18 protein-coding genes are annotated in these 19,175 nt (G+C 66.6%); 14 read left to right on the top strand and 4 right to left on the bottom strand.

Going from position 1 to position 19,175, the window contains the following annotated elements:
• Window positions 1–68: 68 nt before the first annotated feature.
• Window positions 69–1,271: a DUF418 domain-containing protein gene (locus ABZW16_RS22805; protein ID WP_354957978.1), complete on the bottom strand. Its 1,203-nt coding sequence runs from the start codon at window positions 1,269–1,271 to the stop codon at window positions 69–71.
• A gap of 138 nt (window positions 1,272–1,409) precedes the next feature.
• On the opposite strand from ABZW16_RS22805, the gene dop reads away from it, so the two are divergent.
• From dop to pafA, 5 genes are all read left to right on the top strand, one after another.
• Complete coding sequence (gene dop, locus ABZW16_RS22800) at window positions 1,410–2,909, top strand: depupylase/deamidase Dop (protein ID WP_354957977.1); 1,500 nt, start codon at window positions 1,410–1,412, stop codon at window positions 2,907–2,909.
• A 316-nt stretch (window positions 2,910–3,225) separates the two neighbouring features.
• The gene (locus ABZW16_RS22795) at window positions 3,226–3,420 is read left to right on the top strand and encodes a ubiquitin-like protein Pup (RefSeq protein ID WP_014351559.1); all 195 of its coding nucleotides are present in this window, start codon (window positions 3,226–3,228) and stop codon (window positions 3,418–3,420) included.
• Complete coding sequence (prcB, locus tag ABZW16_RS22790) at window positions 3,417–4,283, top strand: proteasome subunit beta (protein ID WP_354957976.1); 867 nt, start codon at window positions 3,417–3,419, stop codon at window positions 4,281–4,283. Before ABZW16_RS22795 ends, prcB begins: the two co-directional genes overlap by 4 nt.
• Window positions 4,280–5,074, top strand: coding sequence for a proteasome subunit alpha (prcA, locus tag ABZW16_RS22785; RefSeq protein WP_354957975.1), 795 nt, complete (start codon window positions 4,280–4,282; stop codon window positions 5,072–5,074). The genes prcB and prcA overlap by 4 nt, the downstream gene beginning before the upstream one ends.
• A 175-nt stretch (window positions 5,075–5,249) precedes the next feature.
• Complete coding sequence (pafA, locus tag ABZW16_RS22780; RefSeq protein WP_354957974.1) at window positions 5,250–6,608, top strand: Pup--protein ligase; 1,359 nt, start codon at window positions 5,250–5,252, stop codon at window positions 6,606–6,608.
• Window positions 6,609–6,648: 40 nt separating this feature from the next.
• Here the strand turns inward: pafA and ABZW16_RS22775 are convergent, their stop codons facing one another.
• Complete coding sequence (locus tag ABZW16_RS22775; protein WP_354957973.1) at window positions 6,649–6,945, bottom strand: thiamine-binding protein; 297 nt, start codon at window positions 6,943–6,945, stop codon at window positions 6,649–6,651.
• Between the two features lie 88 nt (window positions 6,946–7,033).
• Between ABZW16_RS22775 and ABZW16_RS22770 the strand changes: the two genes are divergently transcribed.
• The 7 genes from ABZW16_RS22770 to ABZW16_RS22740 all read left to right on the top strand — a co-directional run bounded on the left by ABZW16_RS22770 (window position 7,034) and on the right by ABZW16_RS22740 (window position 15,336).
• Window positions 7,034–8,029, top strand: a complete 996-nt coding sequence (locus tag ABZW16_RS22770) for a YafY family protein (RefSeq protein WP_354957972.1) — start codon at window positions 7,034–7,036, stop codon at window positions 8,027–8,029.
• Window positions 8,030–8,099: 70 nt separating this feature from the next.
• Window positions 8,100–9,086: a YafY family protein gene (locus ABZW16_RS22765; protein ID WP_354957971.1), complete on the top strand. Its 987-nt coding sequence runs from the start codon at window positions 8,100–8,102 to the stop codon at window positions 9,084–9,086.
• A gap of 30 nt (window positions 9,087–9,116) precedes the next feature.
• Complete coding sequence (locus ABZW16_RS22760; RefSeq protein ID WP_354958009.1) at window positions 9,117–10,151, top strand: 2-dehydropantoate 2-reductase; 1,035 nt, start codon at window positions 9,117–9,119, stop codon at window positions 10,149–10,151.
• A gap of 200 nt (window positions 10,152–10,351) precedes the next feature.
• Entirely contained in the window at window positions 10,352–10,624 is a 273-nt protein-coding gene (gene tatA, locus ABZW16_RS22755) for a Sec-independent protein translocase subunit TatA (RefSeq protein ID WP_354957970.1), read from the top strand.
• A gap of 102 nt (window positions 10,625–10,726) precedes the next feature.
• Window positions 10,727–11,680: a twin-arginine translocase subunit TatC gene (gene tatC, locus ABZW16_RS22750; RefSeq protein ID WP_354957969.1), complete on the top strand. Its 954-nt coding sequence runs from the start codon at window positions 10,727–10,729 to the stop codon at window positions 11,678–11,680.
• Between the two features lie 2 nt (window positions 11,681–11,682).
• Window positions 11,683–14,466 (top strand): RNA helicase, encoded by a 2,784-nt coding sequence (locus tag ABZW16_RS22745; protein WP_354957968.1) that lies wholly within the window; start codon window positions 11,683–11,685, stop codon window positions 14,464–14,466.
• 150 nt (window positions 14,467–14,616) lie between these two features.
• Window positions 14,617–15,336: a DUF4333 domain-containing protein gene (locus ABZW16_RS22740; protein ID WP_354957967.1), complete on the top strand. Its 720-nt coding sequence runs from the start codon at window positions 14,617–14,619 to the stop codon at window positions 15,334–15,336.
• Window positions 15,337–15,527: 191 nt separating this feature from the next.
• Here the strand turns inward: ABZW16_RS22740 and ABZW16_RS22735 are convergent, their stop codons facing one another.
• The gene (locus ABZW16_RS22735; protein WP_354957966.1) at window positions 15,528–16,496 is read right to left on the bottom strand and encodes a 5'-3' exonuclease; all 969 of its coding nucleotides are present in this window, start codon (window positions 16,494–16,496) and stop codon (window positions 15,528–15,530) included.
• Between the two features lie 89 nt (window positions 16,497–16,585).
• Between ABZW16_RS22735 and ABZW16_RS22730 the strand changes: the two genes are divergently transcribed.
• The gene (locus ABZW16_RS22730; RefSeq protein WP_354957965.1) at window positions 16,586–17,713 is read left to right on the top strand and encodes a Xaa-Pro peptidase family protein; all 1,128 of its coding nucleotides are present in this window, start codon (window positions 16,586–16,588) and stop codon (window positions 17,711–17,713) included.
• Window positions 17,714–17,732: 19 nt separating this feature from the next.
• Here the strand turns inward: ABZW16_RS22730 and ABZW16_RS22725 are convergent, their stop codons facing one another.
• The gene (locus tag ABZW16_RS22725) at window positions 17,733–18,143 is read right to left on the bottom strand and encodes a PPOX class F420-dependent oxidoreductase (protein ID WP_354957964.1); all 411 of its coding nucleotides are present in this window, start codon (window positions 18,141–18,143) and stop codon (window positions 17,733–17,735) included.
• A 363-nt stretch (window positions 18,144–18,506) separates the two neighbouring features.
• On the opposite strand from ABZW16_RS22725, the gene ABZW16_RS22720 reads away from it, so the two are divergent.
• A partial coding sequence (locus ABZW16_RS22720; RefSeq protein ID WP_354957963.1) for an SDR family NAD(P)-dependent oxidoreductase occupies window positions 18,507–19,175 on the top strand: 669 nt, incomplete at its 3' end.

The raw sequence follows: 19,175 nt of genomic DNA, 5'->3' as shown, positions 1-19,175 counted from the left end.
CATGCGGCCGCCATTTTCCGGATTTCCGGTCCTCGAGCTGCGGCGTCATATATCAGCGCGGGGTTGACTCAGCGTTCGCGGGCCAACGCTCGATAGCTCAGATTCCACATCCACTCGACCGGACCGCGCTCGAACCGACGCAGCCACAGGTGTGCGGCGGTCACGATGATCAGCGCGACCGTCAGGTAGATACCCACCGTGAACGGCACCCTGGCATCGGCGGACACGTGTGCGGCCAGCCCGAAGCCCCAGCCGTAGCACAGGATCGAAGCGACGAGATTCTGCAGGATATAGCAGCTCAACGCGGTACGGCCGACCTCGGTGAGCCGCCTGCCGACGAATCCGACGCGCGGGCGGCGCAGGTAGAACTCGGCGACCGACGCGAGCAGGCCGAAGGCGACGAACGGGGCGCTGCCGTACCTGGTCAGCAACACCAGGTCACCGCCGCCGAGCACGCCGACCGCCAGGTCGATCGGCGCGGCGATCGCGAACCCGATGATCATGAGTCGGCGGCGCAGGCGGGCGCCCTCCGGCCGGAACACTCCGGCCCGGAACAACTGCGCACCGGCGAGGAACAGCGCGATCGACATCGGGAAGATGAAGATCGGCTCGAAACGGAACATGCCCGCATGCTCCAGCCGGAACAGCACCAGATCCCAGAACGATCCGTCCGCATAGGGATTCGGGTCCAGCGCTTCGCGTCGCGTCGAATCCTGCTGATCGGCAAGGGACATCGCGATCCCGATGAGGGTGAGCATCGCGATATGGAGGCCCGCCGCGATGACCAGCCAACGACGTTGCGCGCGTTCACTCGTCGCGAGGATGCAGGCGACGACAAGTCCGGTGACCGCATACCCCATCAGCACGTCGAACTCCGCGATGAAGACGAAGTTCAGCACACCGTCGAGAAACAGCAGTCCGGCCCGCCACGGATAGCTACCGGGCCACCGTCGCCCGCCGCGCACCGCGGAACCCTGCTGGATGGCGAGGCCGATGCCGAACATGATGGTGAGCAATCCGAGGAATTTGCCCTGGGCCAGTTGCTGCAGCACCCGCTCGGCCCACATCCAGCCGGTTGCCGATCTGCCCAGTTCGTCGAGGTACCCGACCAGGCCCTCGGCATTGGTGAGGATCCAGATATTGGTGCCGAGCGTGCCCAGGATCGCGATGCCGCGCAGCACGTCCAGGGCGACCAGCCGCGCGGAGGCCGTCGGTGCGGCGGTGATCGGCTCGCGCTGGCGTCCGGTGATTTCGACGATCGAATCGGTCATCCTCCGAATATCCGGGCCGCCGCGGCCTGCACGTATCCTCCGGAAGTACCACCCTTGGTATGACATTGCGGTCCACCGTCGATCGCCGATGCCGCCGGTCCGCACAGACGGCAGGCTCGCGTCGCCTAGGCTCGACGTATGCAGCGCATCATCGGCATCGAGGTCGAATACGGCATATCCACCCCCACCGAGCCGTCCGCCAACCCGATCCTGACCTCCACCCAAGCGGTTCTCGCCTATGCGGCCGCCGAGGGTGTGCCGCGCGCGAAGCGCACGCGCTGGGATTATGAGGTGGAGTCGCCGCTACGCGATGCCCGCGGTTTCGACCTGAGCCGGATGAACGGTCCGGCCCCCGTGATCGACGCCGACGAGGTCGGCGCGGCCAATATGATCCTCACCAACGGTGCCCGGCTCTACGTCGACCACGCCCACCCGGAGTACTCCGCGCCGGAGGTCACCGACCCGCTGGAGGCGGTCATCTGGGACAAGGCGGGCGAACGCGTCATGGAGGCGGCGGCCCGGCACGCCTCCAGCGTGCCCGGCGCGCCGCGGCTTCAGCTGTACAAGAACAATGTCGACGGCAAGGGCGCCTCCTACGGCACCCATGAGAACTACCTGATGAGCCGCGACACCCCGTTCAACCAGATCATCGTCGGCCTCACCCCGTTCTTCGTCTCCCGTCAGGTGATCTGCGGCTCCGGTCGGGTCGGCATCGGCCAGTCCGGTGACCACGCCGGATTCCAGCTGTCCCAGCGCGCCGACTACATCGAGGTCGAGGTCGGCCTGGAGACCACACTCAAGCGCGGCATCATCAATACCCGCGACGAACCGCACGCCGACGCGGACAAATACCGCCGCCTGCACGTCATCATCGGCGACGCCAACCTCGCCGAAATGTCGACCTACCTCAAGGTCGGCACCACCGCGCTGGTGCTCGACCTGATCGAAGCGGGCGAGGATCTCTCGGATCTGCAGCTGGCCCGCCCGGTCACCGCGGTGCACCAGATCAGCCACGATCCGACCCTGCGCGCGACGGTGGCGCTCACCGACGGCCGCGAACTCACCGGACTCGCGTTGCAGCGCATCTACCTGGACCGGGTGGAGAAATTCGTGGCCCGCAGCGGTAACGACGACGAGCGCGTCAAGGACATCCTGGAGAACTGGGCCATGGTGCTCGACCTGCTCGAACGCGATCCGATGGAATGCGCCAACCTGCTCGACTGGCCCGCCAAACTGCGCCTGCTCGAGGGCATGCGCAAGCGTGAGGGCCTGAGCTGGGCCGCACCCAAACTGCACCTGATGGACCTGCAGTACTCCGATGTGCGCCTGGACAAGGGGCTCTACAACCGCCTGGTCGCGCGCGGGTCGATGAAGCGCCTGATCAACGAACAGCAGGTCCTCGACGCGATGACCAAGCCGCCGACCGACACCCGCGCCTACTTCCGGGGCGAATGTCTGCGTCGATTCGGTGCCGATATCGCCGCCGCCAGCTGGGATTCTGTGATCTTCGACCTTGGTGGCGATTCTCTGGTGCGCATCCCGACCCTGGAACCGCGCCGCGGCACCAAGGCGCACGTCGGCAAGTTGCTCGACGGGGTGCATACCGCCGCTGAGTTGGTCGAACAGCTCACCACCTAGCCCAGATGGGCGAATAAGCCCAGGTAGCAACGAGTATCGCGAATATACGCAGCACGGAGCGAGGCTTACGAGCGAGGAGTTCGTAAGCCTCGCTCGTGTCCGAGTCCTCGAAGCGCATGCGCCGTAGCCGCGAGTCTCGGCGGCTCGGACGCGAGACGAAGGGGCCGCGAACACGCCGCGCCCGCGCGGGCGATAACAGAGCACAGTGTCGGTATGGCTGGGTAGTGTTGAGATACGGGCACGGACATTGCTCATGATCAGGGTCGTGCTCAGAATGGAGCCCTGGTCATGATGAGGACAGAGGAGGTCGGCTGCCATGGCACAAGAGCAGACCAAGCGCGCCGGGGGCGGCGACGAGGACGAGGGCCCGGAGGGCGTCGACGCCGCCGGTCAGGAGCGCCGCGAGAAACTGGCGGAGGACACCGACGACCTGCTCGATGAGATCGATGATGTGCTCGAGGAGAACGCGGAAGACTTCGTTCGCGCGTATGTGCAGAAGGGCGGCCAGTGACAGCAGGTGACCCCTTGCGTCTCCACCCGGGGCACGCCCTCTCGTCGTTCACCGAGCACCTGCGCATGCACGCACCGGAACTGTTGCCAGCCAACCGATTCGGCGCGATCGCGGGTGCCACCGGAACTTCCGGTGGCACCGCCGCGAAGGATCTGGCTCCGCATGGAACCACCATCGTGGCGGTTGCGTTCCGCGGCGGTGTGCTGATCGCCGGTGACCGGCGGGCCACCCAGGGAAACCTGTTGGCCAGCAGGGATATCGAGAAGGTCTACATCACCGACACCTATTCGGCGGCCGGTATCGCAGGCACCGCGGGTATGGCCATCGAGATGGTGCGGTTGTTCGCGGTGGAGTTGGAGTACTACGAGAAGATCGAGGGCGTCTCGCTGACCTTCGACGGCAAGGCCAACAAGCTGTCGAAGATGGTGCGCGACAACCTCCCTGCCGCACTCCAGGGTCTTGCGGTGGTTCCGGTGCTGGTCGGCTACGACCAGCACGCCACCGATCCGGATAAGGCGGGTCGCATCGTGTCCTACGACGTGGTCGGCGGGCGCAGCGAGGAGCGGTTCGGCTACACCGCGGTCGGCTCGGGTTCGATGTTCGCGAAATCGTCGTTGAAGAAGCTGTACGCCAAGGGAATCGATGAGGACCGCGCGTTGCGGATCGCCGTCGAATCGCTGTTCGACGCGGCCGACGACGATACCGCCACCGGCGGTCCGGATCTGGTGCGCGGCATCTACCCGACGGCGATCGTGATCAACGATGAGGGCGCCGATGAGGTGACCGAATCGCGGTTGGAGGAGATCACGCGGGCGATCGTCGCCGATCGCGAGGCCGCGGAAGAGGGGAGTGCCTCAGCATGACACTGCCGTATTACGCGTCGGCCGAACAGATCATGCGCGATAAGACCGAACTCGCGCGCAAGGGTATCGCCCGCGGTCGCAGTGTGATCGTGCTGACCTACGACAAGGGTGTGCTGTTCGTCGCGGAGAATCCGTCGGCAACGCTGCACAAGGTGAGTGAGCTGTACGACCGGGTCGGGTTCGCGGCCGTCGGCAAGTACAACGAGTTCGAGGCACTGCGCCGCGGCGGCATCCTGCAGGCCGACCTGAAGGGCTACCAGTACGACCGGCGCGATGTCACCGGTCGCGGACTGGCCAACGCCTACGCGCAAACTCTCGGCACGATCTTCACCGATCAGCTCAAGCCCTACGAGGTCGAGATCTGCGTGGCCGAGGTGGGCTATCCGGAGCAGTCACCGGAATCGGTGCTGTACCGGATCACCTTCGACGGTTCGATCGTGGACGAGCGCGAATACGTGGTGATGGGCGGCACGACCGAGCCGATCCTGACCGCGTTGAAGGCGTCCTACAAGTCCGGCCTCGACCTGGCCAATGCCGTCGCCGTGGCGGTCAAGGCGCTACAGGCGGGAGTGCCCGAGGGCACCGCGGACAAGGACAAGCGCGTCCTGGGCGTGAGCTCACTCGAGGTCGCCACCCTGGAGCAGGCCCGGCCGCGGCGTGCCTTCCGGCGGGTCGCCGGTCCGACCTTGGAGCAGTTGCTGACCAGCGGTAAGTCGGGCAGTAAGGCCAAGGCGGCGGCAGCGACGGCCGCGGCCGAGGAGGAGTCGAAGGACGCTCCGAAGTCGGAGTAGTTCACCGGGTTCGTGCCACTGCGAAGGCCCTCTCGATTTATCGGGAGGGCCTTCGTCATGGGCGATGGTTTTCGGTTGAACGTTTCGCTCACGTGCGAAATTGTTGTGAAGACGTATGCATCGGGGTTGTCCGCAGCCCCACGCGAGTGCATGACATGGCTGTAATGTCGATAGTGTGCAGCGACGAATCATGGGGATCGAGACCGAATTCGGTGTGACGTGCACCTTCCACGGACACCGTCGGCTCAGCCCTGACGAGGTGGCCCGGTATTTGTTCCGCCGGGTAGTTTCCTGGGGCCGTAGCTCTAACGTGTTCCTCCGCAACGGTGCTCGGCTCTACCTCGATGTCGGGTCGCATCCGGAGTACGCCACCGCAGAGTGCGACAACTTGGCGCAGCTGGTCACCCACGACCGGGCCGGCGAGCGCGTGCTGGAGGAATTGCTGATCGACGCCGAACAGCGCCTCGCGGAGGAAGGCATCGGCGGCGATATCTACCTGTTCAAAAACAACACGGACTCCGCGGGCAACTCCTACGGCTGCCATGAGAACTTCCTTGTTGTGCGTGCGGGAGAGTTCTCCCGCATTTCGGACGTATTGCTGCCGTTCCTGGTCACCCGCCAGCTGATCTGTGGCGCGGGCAAGGTGCTGCAGACGCCGAAGGCCGCCACCTTCTGCCTCTCGCAGCGCGCCGAGCACATCTGGGAGGGCGTCTCCTCGGCGACCACCCGCTCGCGGCCCATCATCAATACCCGCGACGAGCCGCACGCGGATGCGGAGAAGTACCGCCGCCTGCACGTCATCGTCGGCGATTCGAATATGTCCGAGACCACCACCATGCTCAAGGTCGGCACCGCGGCTCTGGTGCTGGAGATGATCGAGGCGGGCGTCTCGTTCCGCGATTTCGCCCTGGACAATCCGATCCGCGCCATCCGCGAGGTCAGCCACGACCTGACCGGCCGTCGTCCGGTTCGGCTCGCCGGTGGACGCCAGGCCAGCGCACTCGAAATCCAGCGCGAGTACTACGCCCGCGCCGTCGAGCACCTGCGCAACCGGGACCGTGACCCGAATATCGACCAGGTCGTCGACCTGTGGGGCCGCACCCTGGACGCGGTCGAGGCACAGGACTTCGCCAAGGTCGATACCGAGGTGGACTGGGTGATCAAGCGCAAACTCTTCCAGCGCTACCAGGACCGCTACGGCATGGAGCTGTCCGACCCCAAGATCGCCCAGCTGGATCTGGCCTACCACGACATCAAGCGCGGTCGTGGTGTCTTCGACCTGCTGCAGCGCAAGGGCCTGGCCAAGCGCGTCACCGAGGACGATGCCGTCGACGCCGCCGTGGACACCCCACCGCAGACCACCCGCGCCAAACTCCGCGGTGACTTCATCACCGCGGCTCAGGAGGCGGGCCGCGACTTCACGGTCGACTGGGTGCACCTGAAGCTCAACGACCAAGCGCAGCGAACGGTGCTGTGCAAGGACCCGTTCCGCTCGGTCGACGAGCGGGTGGATCGCTTGATCGCCTCGATGTAGGCGGTTCGGCCGTACCCAGGTGGGGCCGGCACGGGCGCGGCTAGCCCTCCGCCAGATAGCGCTCGACGGTCTCCACCTTCGAGGTGATCGCGCCCGTGACACCCGGGCGGATATCGGCCTTGAGCACGAGACTGCAGCGCGGTGCCACGGCGAGGATGGCATCGGTGGCGGACTTGACCACGGCCATCACCTCGTCCCATTCGCCCTCGATGGTGGTGAACATGGCGTCGGTGCGGTTCGGGAGGCCGCTGGCTCGCACCACTCGGACCGCTTCGGCGACGGCTCGGCCGACATCGACACCATCACCCAGTGGTGTCACAGAGAACGCGATGATCATGGGTCCATGATGGCGGCGCGGTAACCGAAATGGGGGGAATCGCGCGCCGACGCGCGGTCGTGGCGGCGGGCCGATTACCCTGTGTCGAGTGGCGATATCCAAGGTCGAGCGGCTGATGAATCTGGTCATCGCGCTGCTGTCGACCCGGCAATTCCTGACCGCGGAGCGGATTCGGGACAGCGTCGCGGGGTACGAGGATTCGGCCAGCGACGAAGCGTTCAGTCGAATGTTCGAGCGGGATAAGAACGAACTGCGTGACCTGGGCATTCCCCTGGAGGTCGGGCAGGTGAGCCGATATTCGACAGTGGAGGGCTACCGGATCAACCGGGATGCCTATGAGCTGCCCGAGATCGATCTGACCAGTGAGGAAGCGGCGGCGGTCGCGGTCGCGGTGCAAATGTGGGAGTCGCCGGAACTGGCCGCCGCGGCCGAGGGCGCGCTGTTGAAATTGCGCGCGGCCGGGATTCATGTGGAGACCGATGCCGCGGTGGCGTCGGTGCCCGCGGTTCCCGCGCGCACCCGCGGATCGGATGCGGTGCTCGGCAAGCTGCTCGCCGCCATCGACGCCGGTCAGGCGGTGCGCTTCGAACATCGGGGTGCGATCAACGAGCCCTACGTCATGCGCGATGTCGAGCCCTGGGGCGTGGTGACCCATAACGGCCGCTGGTATCTGGTCGGGCACGACCGGAACCGGGAGGCGATCCGCAGCTTCCGGCTATCGCGCATCGGCGACGATGTGACCGCCTATGGCCCGCCGAATGCGGTCGGCAAGCCCGAGGGCGTCGACCTGCGGGAGATCGTCGGCACGGTCACCGGCAGCGCCCCGGTCAGTGGCACCGCGATGGTGTGGGTGGCCGATGGCCACGGACGCGAAATCCGCAGGCTCGGACCGATACTGGAGCAGCGGTCCATCGGCGGCCGCACCGGTGTGGTCGTCGAACTCCCGATCCGATCCCGAGACTGGTTGGCGCGCTTGATCACCGGGCTCGGACCCGACGCCGTGGTGCTGGCACCACAGGAACTGCGCGCGGATGTGGTCGAGCGCCTGCGGTCGGTGTTCGACCATACGGAGGTCACCGCATGAGCGAGCGAACGATGAGCACAGCTGGGCATCCTTCGCTGATGACGGAGCCGAGCGCCGGCGAGGTGCAGTCATGAGTGAGCGCAGTCGGCTCTCGGTTCGGCTCTCGCGGCTGCTGAACATGATTCCGTACTTCATCGCCAATCCGGGCATCAGCGCCGCCGAGGCCGCGGCCGACCTGGGGGTTACGACCAAGCAGTTGATGAGCGATCTCAACCAGCTGTGGATGTGCGGTCTGCCCGGCTATGGTCCCGGCGATCTGATCGACCTGTCGTTCTCCGAGGAGAGTATCGAGGTCACCTTCTCGGCGGGTATCGACCGCCCGCTGCGCCTGACCTCCACCGAGGCGACCGCGCTACTGGTGGCGCTCCGGTCGATCGTGGATATGCCGGGCATGGTCGATCCGACCGCGGCGCATGCGGCGATCGCCAAACTCGAATCCGCCATTGTCGGCGGCAAGACCGTCGATGACGCCGAATCCCGCGAGCAGCTGCCGCCGACCGAGGCACCGGCTGTTGCGACGGTGCGTTCCGCGCTGGCCCGCCAGCGCGCACTGCGGCTGGTCTATTACTCGGCGAGTCGCGATGTGGTCTCCGAACGTGTCGTCGATCCCATTCGTATTGTCCTAGTGGACAACAACAGCTATTTGCAGGCCTGGTGCAGGCAGGCCGAGGGCGTGCGGCTGTTCCGTTTCGACCGGATCGAGGCGGCCACCGAACTCGATGAGCCCGCCCGTCCGCCGAGCCATGCGACCGAAGAGTCCGCGGCACTCGACCTGTTCCAGGACGATCCCGCGGTTCCATTGGCGCGCTTGCGTATTCGCGGCGACTACGGCTGGGTACTCGACCAGTATCCGATGCACCGGATGGCGGTGCATCCGGACGGAAGCATCGAGGCGACCATGCGTTTCGCGACCCTGGACTGGATGGCGCGGCTGCTGCTCGGCTTCGGTTCCGGTGTCACCGTGCTCGGTCCGCCGGAATTGATCGCCGCGGTACGTGAGCGCTCGAATGCCGCCCTTGCCGCCTATGAGGCGGCCGGTTTCCTGGAGACCAGATGAACGCACGGAGGCTGGATCGGCGTGAGTGACATGATGGTGCCCGCTCGGGTGCTGGTCCTCGGCGCCGGGAGCATCGGATCGTTCATCGGCGGGAAGCTCGCGGCGGCCGGGGCCGATGTGACCTTCGTCGGTCGGCAGCGGGCAGTGGACGAGATCAGCGCGTCCGGGCTGCGGCTCACCGATCTGGACGGCGGCGATGTCTCGGTGGCCGGGGATGCGGTCCGGGTCGCGACCACCCCCGAGGATGTCGGATCCGCCGACTTGGTGCTGGTAACGGTGAAGTCGGCGGCGACCGCGACGGCCGTGCGCGATCTCGATGGCAAGATCCGTCCCGGCACCGTGGTGCTGAGCCTGCAGAACGGGATCGGCAACGATGCGGTGATCCGCGAGATCCTGCCCACCTGCGTGGTGCTGGCGGGCATGGTGATGTTCAATGTCGTGCACCAGTCCGAGGGCCGATTCCATCGAGGCACCGACGGCGGGCTCGCGGTCGCGGACGATCCGGCGCTCGCCGCGTTCACCGACGTCTTCGCGCGGGCCGGTCTGACGTTGCGTCGCCATCCGGACCTGCTACCGGTGCAATGGGCGAAGCTGCTGCTCAACCTCAACAACCCCATCAATGCGCTGTCGGGCCGCCCCTTGCGGGAGGAGCTGGCCGACCGCGACTATCGCCGCTGCCTGGCGCTGACCCAGGGCGAGGCGCTCGCCGCGATGAAGCGGGCGCGCATTCGCCCGGCCCGGCTGACACCGCTGCCGCCGGAGTTGATGGCCCGGGTGCTCACCGTTCCGGACGCGATCTTCCGCCGGGTCGCCGCCAAGGTCCTCGCCGTTGATCCGGAGGCCCGCTCGTCCATGGCCGATGACCTCGCGATCGGGCGTAAGACCGAAATCTCCTGGTTGTGCGGGGAGATCGTGAGCCTCGGGGCGATGGTCGGACTGCCGACACCGGTGAACCAGCGCCTCATCGAACTGATCGTGGCCGCCGAACACGGCGACCGGCGCACCTGGACCGGACCGGAATTGCTGGATCAGCTGCTCGCGGCGGCTGACCCAAGGAACGACTGATTTCGTGAGCACATGGGTAACTCGTCGGGTTCGCCCAGCACTGACCGACCATTCCACTGCCGGTCCGCGACGGTGCTGTCGAGGCACCTACGACCGGCAAAAGGCTCGGGAGGTGGGGGAGTAAATGCACATCAACGCCGGATTTCTCCCATGTCATAGTCCGGTAGCATCAGAGCTACCACATTCTTTGGAGGTTAATTATGGGCAGTCTGAGCATCTGGCACTGGCTGATCATCGCCGCGGTCTTCGTGATGTTCTTCGGCGCGAAGCGTATGCCCGATGCTGCCCGTAGCCTGGGCCGCTCGCTGCGCATCTTCAAGAGCGAAGTCAGCCAGATGCAGAACGAGAGCAGCGCACAGGCGAGTGCAGCACCGGCCCAGCAACCGGCCGCGGAGCTTCCGCAGGCTCCGGTCGTCCAGCCGACGGTGACCCAGCCGCAAGCAGAGCCCCAGGCACAGCCGAAGTCGCTCTGAGCCCAGCGTTGCCGCCGGGGTGAGTGCGAACTCGCTCCGGGTGTAGTGCTGTTGCCCGCCGACCGCCGCGGGCACCTTCGACCCAGGGGCCAACACACCACCATGCGAATCCCGTTCGATCCCCGGCGCAGTAAGCGCAGGACGAATCCCGACGGCACCATGTCGTTGGTCGAGCATCTGCAGGAGCTGCGTCGTCGGCTGCTGATTTCGATCGCCGCGGTCGTCGTCACCACGCTGTTCGGCTTCTTCTGGTACGCGCATACGATCTTCGGCATCGAAAGCCTCGGATCGGTGCTGACCGGACCGTACTGTTCGCTGCCCGCCTCGTCGCGCGCCGTGTTGACCGCCGACGGCGCCTGCCGCCTGTTGGCGACCGCGCCGTTCGAACAGTTCATGCTGCGGTTGAAGGTCGGCATGACCGCGGGTGTCGTGCTCGCTGCCCCGGTATGGCTGTACCAGATCTGGGCGTTCATCACGCCGGGCCTGTACGCGAAGGAACGCAAGTACGCGGTCGGGTTCGTCACCTCGGGCAGTGCGCTGTTCGCGACCGGTGCCGTACTGGCGTATTGGGTTGTCGCGCATGCGTTGAGCTTCCTGCTCAATATCGGCAACAATGCGCAGATCACGGCCCTGAGCGGTTCGCAGTACTTCAGCTTCATCATCAATCTGCTGGTGATCTTCGGTGTCAGCTTCGAAATCCCGCTGCTGGTAGTCGGATTGAACCTGGTCGGGTTGCTCAAGTACGAGAAGCTCGCCAAGTGGCGGCGCGGAATCGTGTTCGGGCTCTTCGTCTTTGCCGCGATCGTGACCCCGCAGGATCCGTTCTCGATGCTCGCGCTGGCCTTCGCGCTGACGGTGCTGTTCGAGGTCGCCATCCAGTTCTCCCGGATCAACGACCGGCGCCGCGCGCGCCGGGAGGCCGAAGCCCTGGCGGCGCTCTCGGATGAGGAGGCCTCCTCGATCGCCGGACCCGACCCGATCAGCGCGGCCGAGTCGATCACGGATCCGGCCGAGAAATCGGCGCGCCCCATGTCGGACTACTCCGATACCCTCTGACGGTGACATATCACCTGTCGCAGGCGGGCGAGCTGGCCAAGTTCTCCGCCGAGCTGACTTTCGGGCTGGACCCCTTCCAGCGCAATGCCTGTGTGGCCCTCGAAGGTGGGCACAGTGTACTGGTCTGTGCCCCGACCGGCGCGGGTAAGACCGTCGTCGGCGAATTTGCGGTGCACCTCGCGCTGGCCGCGGGCGGAAAGTGTTTCTACACCACGCCGATCAAGGCGCTGTCGAATCAGAAGTTCGCCGATCTGACCGAGCGGCACGGACGCGACCAGGTCGGATTGCTCACCGGGGACCAGTCCATCAACCCGGACGCGCCGGTGGTCGTGATGACCACCGAGGTGCTGCGCAATATGCTCTACGCCTCCTCGGACGCGTTGCGCGGACTGTCGTATGTGGTGATGGATGAGGTGCACTACCTCGCCGACCGGTTCCGTGGTGCGGTGTGGGAGGAGGTCATCCTGCATCTGCCGCCGGATGTGCGGCTGGTCAGCCTGTCGGCGACGGTCAGCAATGCCGAGGAGTTCGGTGCGTGGATGGAGACCGTACGCGGCGATACCGCGGTGGTGGTCGATGAGACCCGCCCGGTGCCGCTGTGGCAGCACGTGATGGTCGGGCGGCGGATGTTCGACCTTTTCGACACCAATTCCAGCGAGCAGAAGGTGCTCGTCGACGAGGATCTCGTCCGCTATATCCGCCATCGCGAGGCCGCCGACCGGATGAACGGCTGGGGCGGACCGCGCGGCGGTCGCGGCGGGAACCGCAGTTTCCGGCCGCTGCCACGGCCGGAGGTGCTGGCCAAACTGGATGAGGAAGGGCTGCTGCCCGCCATCACCTTCATATTCAGCCGGGCCGGATGCGACGGTGCGCTCGCGCAGTGCCTGCGTTCGCGGCTCGATCTCTCGGGGACGGCAGTCAGCGGAGCCGACGGGGTGGGTAAGCACACGGGGACGGCAGTCGGCGGAGCCGACGGGGTGGGTAAATACAGCCGGGCGGACGAGGCCGAAGAGATCGACGCGATCATCGAGAAGCACACCGGGGATCTGCCCAAGGGTGATCTCGAGGTGCTCGGATACTGGGAGTGGCGGGAGGCGCTGCACCGCGGGCTGGCCGCGCATCACGCGGGCATGCTGCCCGCGTTCCGGCATACCGTCGAGGAACTGTTCGTGCGCGGTCTGGTGCGGGCCGTATTCGCTACCGAGACACTGGCATTGGGCATCAATATGCCCGCGCGCACGGTGGTGCTCGAGCGGTTGGTGAAGTTCAATGGCGAATCACACGCCGAGCTGACGCCAGGGGAATACACCCAGCTCACGGGCCGTGCAGGGCGCCGTGGCATCGATGTCGAGGGCCATGCGGTGGTGCTGTGGCAGCCGGAGGTCGACACCAGTGCGGTCGCCGGTCTGGCCTCGACGCGGACCTATCCGCTGCGCAGTTCGTTCCGCCCCGGCTACAACATGTCCATCAACCTGATCGACCGGATGGGCGCAGACGAGTCGCGTGCGCTGCTCGAACGGTCCTTTGCACAGTTTCAGGCGGACCGGTCGGTGGTGGGGCTGGTGCGTGGCATCGAACGCAATGAGGGGCAGTTGCGCAAATTGCGCGATCAGCTCGGCGGCGAGGATGGCGGCTTCCTGGAATACATTTCGCTGCGAGAGCGGATCAAGCAGCGGGAACGTCAGATCGAACAGCAGGGTCGCGCGGATCGGCGCGGTGCCGCGGTCGATGCGCTGGTATCGCTGCGGCGCGGGGATGTGGTGGCGATTCCGTCCGGGCGGCGAGCCGGGCTCGCGGTGATCCTGGAACCCGATGCCACGCCTGGAGATCCGCGTCCGCTGGTGCTCACCGAGGACAAATGGGCCGGGCGGGTGTCGGTCGCCGATTTCCCGGTGCCCGCGAAGACATTGGGGCATATGCGGTTGCCGCGCAAGATCGATCACCGGACCGCGCGCACCCGGCGGGATCTGGCATCGGCATTGCGCAGCACCGGGATCTCGGCGCCGGGGCGGCAGCGGCGCGGCGATCGTTCGAAGGCGGGCGATGACCGCGAACTGTCGACGCTGCGACGCAGTCTGCGTTCACATCCGGCGCACACCCGACCCGATCGCGAGCAGATGAGCCGGGTCGGCGAGCGCTACAACCGGCTGCTGCGCGAGACCGAGACGATGCGCCAGAAGGTTGCCGCGACCACCAATTCGCTGGCGCGCACCTTCGATCGGATCCTCGGCCTGCTAGAGGAGCGTGGCTTCGTATACGAGGGCGAGGTGACCTCGGAGGGCCGCCGGTTGGCGCGAATCTACGCCGAAAGCGATCTGCTGGTCGCCGAATGCCTGCGGCGGGGACTCTGGCGCGGGCTGGGACCGGCCGAATTGGCCGCGGTGGTCTCCATCCTGGTGTACGAATCCCGCCAGGAGGGTGGATATCTCGGCGCCAGCGGGCCGACCGAGCCGATCCGGCGTGCGGTCGGTGCGACCGTCGGTGTGTGGAGCGAGTTGCGCTCCGATGAGGCGCGGCACAAGCTGCCGCCGACCCGCGAACCGGATCTCGGTTTTGTGACCGGCGTTTATAAATGGGCGCGCGGCGATGGGTTGGCCGATTCGTTGCTGGCCAGCGGTGATCAGAACACGCCACTGTCGGCGGGTGATTTTGTGCGGTGGTGCCGACAGGTGATCGATCTGCTCGATCAGATCCACGGGACCGCAGACGATGTGGAGATCGCGGCGACCGCGGCCAAGGCCGTCCGGGCGATCCGACGGGGTGTCGTAGCCGTGGACGCCGCGTAGCCGATTCGATTGTGATTTGATTTCTTTCGCGTACCGACCGTGGCGGAGGAGTCGGACAGGATCGCGCGTCATACCGGATTGGTCCTGTTGTGCGACGAGTCTCACGCGGGGGGCTACCGTGTGTATAACGATGCGAGTGGAGGCAACCAGATGAGCGGCCCGTACGGACCGAACGACGCCCCTGGTCCCAAGGAGGGACGCAACGATCCCACCCAGCAATGGGGTGGACAGCAGGCACCCGGTGCAGCCGGGCCTACTCAGCAGTGGGGTGCTACGCCCGCGGCGCAGCCGACCCAGCAGTGGGGGGATCCGAACGCGCAGCAGCAGCCTTGGGGTCAGCCGAACCCGCAGAGCCAGCCGAGTCAGCCACAGTGGGGTCAGCCCCAGCCCAGTCAGCCGAGTCAGCCGCAGTGGGGTCAGCCTCAGCCCGGTCAGCCGAGTCAGCCGCAGTGGGGTCAGCAGCCGACGCAGGACTGGTCGGCGCAGCAGGTCCAGCAGCCCTGGCAGCAGGGCCAGCAGCAGCCATGGCAGCAGCAGGCGCCGCAGCCCAGCAGTGGTGGCAAGAGCAAGGGCCTGTTCATCGGCCTAGGTGTGCTCGCGGTCGCCGTGATCGGTGCCATCGTGGTGCTGGTGCTCGTGCTGACCAGCAAGGACGAACTCGATCAGGCCGCCGTCCAGGATGGCGTCAAGAAGGTGCTCTCGGATTCCTACGGGATCCAGGACGTCGCCGATGTGTCCTGCCCGTCCGGTCAGCAGGTCAAGGTCGACGCGACGTTCACCTGTGATCTGAAGGTCAGCGGCGAGCAGAAGAAGGTCACCGTCAAGATCACCAAGGACGACGGCACCTACGAGGTCGGCCGCCCGAACTGACGGTTCGAGCCTGCGGCCGACAGGTTGGCGAGCGGGTGCCGGTGGGGCGGCCCCGCTGCTCAAACCTTCAGTGGGCTCTGCTGATGCACATGCCGTAGGTGCCTCCCACAAGCTGCAACCTCTGCGAGGTCGTTACCGGGTGTGTGAAGCCGTAATTCTCATGTGTGACCACCGGTCCCGTGGCCTGGCGGTCACGCCGAGCGCGCGGCGGTCAGTGCCGTGATCAGCCGAGTGATCGGGCTTTCGGCGTTGTAGGCGGTGGCCAGTTCGCGCAGGCGATCCGGGTCGGCGGGGGTAGTGGGGAGAGTGTCGGGGCGGGACAGTTCCACATCGGCGTCGCGGACCACGCGGGTGACCGGCGCGGCGGCCTTCAGATAGGCCTCGGCGGCTCGTAATTTGGCGCGGACGCCCTGGGCCAGGTCAGAGGTCGGATCCGCGACGGCGACGGTGAGCGCATCGAGCGAGCCGAATCGGCAGATCAGGGTCGCGGCGGACTTCTCACCGATACCGGCCACGCCCGGCAGACCATCGGAGGAGTCGCCACGCAGGGTCGCCATATCCGCGTAGGCCGGGCCCGCATTCTCCAGTGGCACACCGTATTTCGCGGATACCTCGGCGGGGCCGAACAGTTCGGCCTTGGCCAGGCCGCGTCCGGCGTAGAGCACGCGGACCGGGGGTGCCGGTTCATCGCGGACGAGCTGGAGCAGATCGCGGTCCCCGCTGACGACCACCACGGGATCGGTGTGCTCGCGGGTGGCCAGGGTGCCGAGCACGTCATCGGCCTCCAGACCGGCCGCGCCGCCGGTGGCGATCCCGGCCGCGGCGAGGACGTCGAGGATCATCTCGACCTGTGGGGTCAGTGTGTCCGGCACATCCTCGGCGCCGGGTGCGGCATCGGCCGCTGTGTCGAGGCGGTGGGTTTTGTAGGTCGGCACCAGCGCTACCCGAAAGGCGGGTCGCCAATCCAGATCCAGGCATACGACCACCCTGCTCGGCCTGTGCTTGGTGATCAGCGAGGCCACCATGTCGGTGAAGCCGCGCAGCGCATTCACCGAGCGGCCGTCGGGTGCGGTGATCTTCTCCGGAATCGCGTGGAATGCGCGGAACCACAGGCTCGCGCCATCGAGCAACAGCAGGGGCCCACCGGACGTAGCGTTCACGCCGCTGAGGCTACCTGCCCGATCCGACAACCCTGATGCGATCGGCGTTCGCGTCCGGCGTGATCGGGGTGGCGGGTAACGTCAGCGGTATGAGCTCGCACACGGAATCCCGATTCGCGGCGAATGTCTATGGTGATCGACTCGAGCGGGCGGTGCAGTTGATGCGCTCCGCCCATCTGGATGCCTTATTGATCACGCCGGGCCCGGATCTGCGTTATCTGATCGGCTCGGCGGCGGAATCCTTCGAGCGGCTGACCTGTCTGGTGATCCCGGCCGACGGCGCCACTCCGGCGGTGGTGATCCCGAAGCTCGAGTTGGCCTCGCTGGAGGGTTCGGCCGCGGGTGATCTCGGTCTGCAGGTGCTGGATTGGGTCGACGGCGTCGATCCGTACCAGCTGGTGAAGTCGGCGCTGCACGTCGGATCCCGGGTCGCGGTCACCGATGTCATGCCCGCGCTGCATCTGCTGCCATTGGCCGAATCCGTCAGCGGCCTGCCGGTTTCCGCCACCCCGGTGCTGCGGGAATTGCGAATGATCAAGGATCAGGCCGAGATCGAGGCATTGCGCCGCGCGGGTGCGGCCATCGACCAGGTGCACGCGCGGATGGGCGAATTCCTGCGGGTCGGGCGCACCGAAGCCGAGGTCGGCGCCGATATCTCGGCCGCGATCGTCGAGGAGGGGCATACCGAGGCGGCCTTCGTCATCGTCGGCAGTGGACCGCACGGCGCGGATCCGCACCACGGCGTTTCCGACCGGCGCATCGAATCCGGTGATGTGGTCGTCATCGATATCGGCGGCCCCGTCGAACCCGGCTACTACTCGGACTCGACCCGCACCTACGTCCTCGGCCAGCCCGAGCCCACCGTGGCCGCGCAATTTGCCGAACTGGAACGCGCACACGCCGCCGCCGTTGCGGCTGTTCGTCCCGGCGTCACCGCGGAGTCGGTGGACGCCGCCGCTCGAAACGTGTTGACCGAGGCCGGTCTCGGATCCGCCTTCGTCCATCGCACCGGCCATGGCATCGGACTCTCGGTCCACGAGGAGCCATACATCGTGGTAGGCAACACCCTGCCCCTGCAACCCGGTATGGCCTTCAGCATCGAACCCGGCATCTACTTCCGCGGCGACTGGGGTGCGCGCATCGAGGACATCGTGGTGGTCACCGAAGACGGCTGCGAGTCGATGAACCAGCGGCCGCACGGGTTGACGGTGCTCTGAGAGTTCTGCCGGAGTCGATTCAGGCTGGCGCGTGCGCGAGAGTGCTGCTGGAGAGTACGCGATGGACTTGAATGGCGATGACGACGCGGGTCGGGTTCTCGCGGGGCACCCGATACCGGCCCGCGTACCGGTCGACCGCCTCGCTGACATTGTTCGGATCGTCGAGCACGGTGGCCGGTCCTTCCAGGGTGAGCCAACGGATCCCATCCACCTGGCTCACTGCCGCATACCCGGAGCGCCGCACATTGCGCACCTTCACCGACCCGTCATTGGTGATCACCCGCGCGATCCCCGCCTCCGCATCCCAGGTGAACCCCACCGCCACCACATGCGGCGTCCCATCGGCGCGCAGCGTGGTCAGGGTGGCAAGATGCCGCTCGGCAACGAACTCGAGCGCGGCAGGAGACAACTGTGCAGTGCTGATCGGCATCCCCCGACAGTAGCGGTGCCCTGGTCGCCTGCCCACAGCCAATGCCGTGCCAGAGCAAGCCGTCGATCAAACGGCCGCACTCTTTTGTCGGGCTCCCGCACCATTAGGCGCACCCACGAGGCGCGCGGACCTCGGCGAGGGGTGCGAATGGACCCCGGAGGAGTCGTTGCGGCCGGGTTCGCGCCGAGGGTGCTGCGTTTGGGCGACAGCGCTTGGTCCGAGTGCGTGGCGCCGCGAGGATGGCGTGGGCCAACAACGGGTGTGCCGCGAGGGCGGTGCAACAGCGAGGGAGTGGGCGGAGCGGTAGGACTGAGGACTGTGGGTCGGTCTGGGTGGGCGGGGGTGGGGTGAAAGACTGGGGGTATGGGATTGCGTGGGATTGCCGACGGGGCGGTGGTGGTGCTCGGGGGGCGCAGTGAGATCGGGCTCGAGGTGGCGCGGCGGCTGGCGCCGGGGCGGGTGGTGGTGTTGGCGGCGCGGCGCAGTGGGGAGTTGGTCGAGGAGAGTGCCGCGATTGCGGCGGCGGGGGCGCGGGCGGTGCATGCCGTCGAGTTCGATGCCGACGATACGGCGAGTCATCCGGCGCTGTTGGAGAAGATCGCGGCGGAGTACGGCGGGATCGGGGTTGCGGTGGTTGCATTCGGGGTGCTCGGTGATCAGGCGCGGGCCGAACGTGATCCGGCACATGCGATCGCGGTGGTGCACATCGATTACGTCGCGCAGATCAGTGTGCTCACCATTCTCGCGAATCTGCTTCGCGCGCAGGGCAGTGGACACATCGTCGTCTTCAGTTCGTTCGCTGGCGCGCGGGTGCGGCGCGCCAACTACGTCTATGGTTCGGCGAAGGCGGGGCTCGACGGTTTCGCCAGCGGTCTCGCGGATGCGTTGCACGGCAGCGGTGTTCACCTGCTGCTGCTCCGCTGTGGTTTCGTCATCGGCCGGATGACCGAGGGCATGGAATCGGCCCCGATGTCGAGTACTCCCGACCAAGTGGCGGACGCGGTCGTGCGCGGCCTGCGCCGTGGCGCAGGC

It is taken from the genome of Nocardia sp. NPDC004604 (genome assembly GCF_040609795.1).
In the GTDB taxonomy this organism is placed as follows: Bacteria; Actinomycetota; Actinomycetes; order Mycobacteriales; family Mycobacteriaceae; genus Nocardia.
This window is presented reverse-complemented; position numbering and strand designations above follow the sequence as displayed.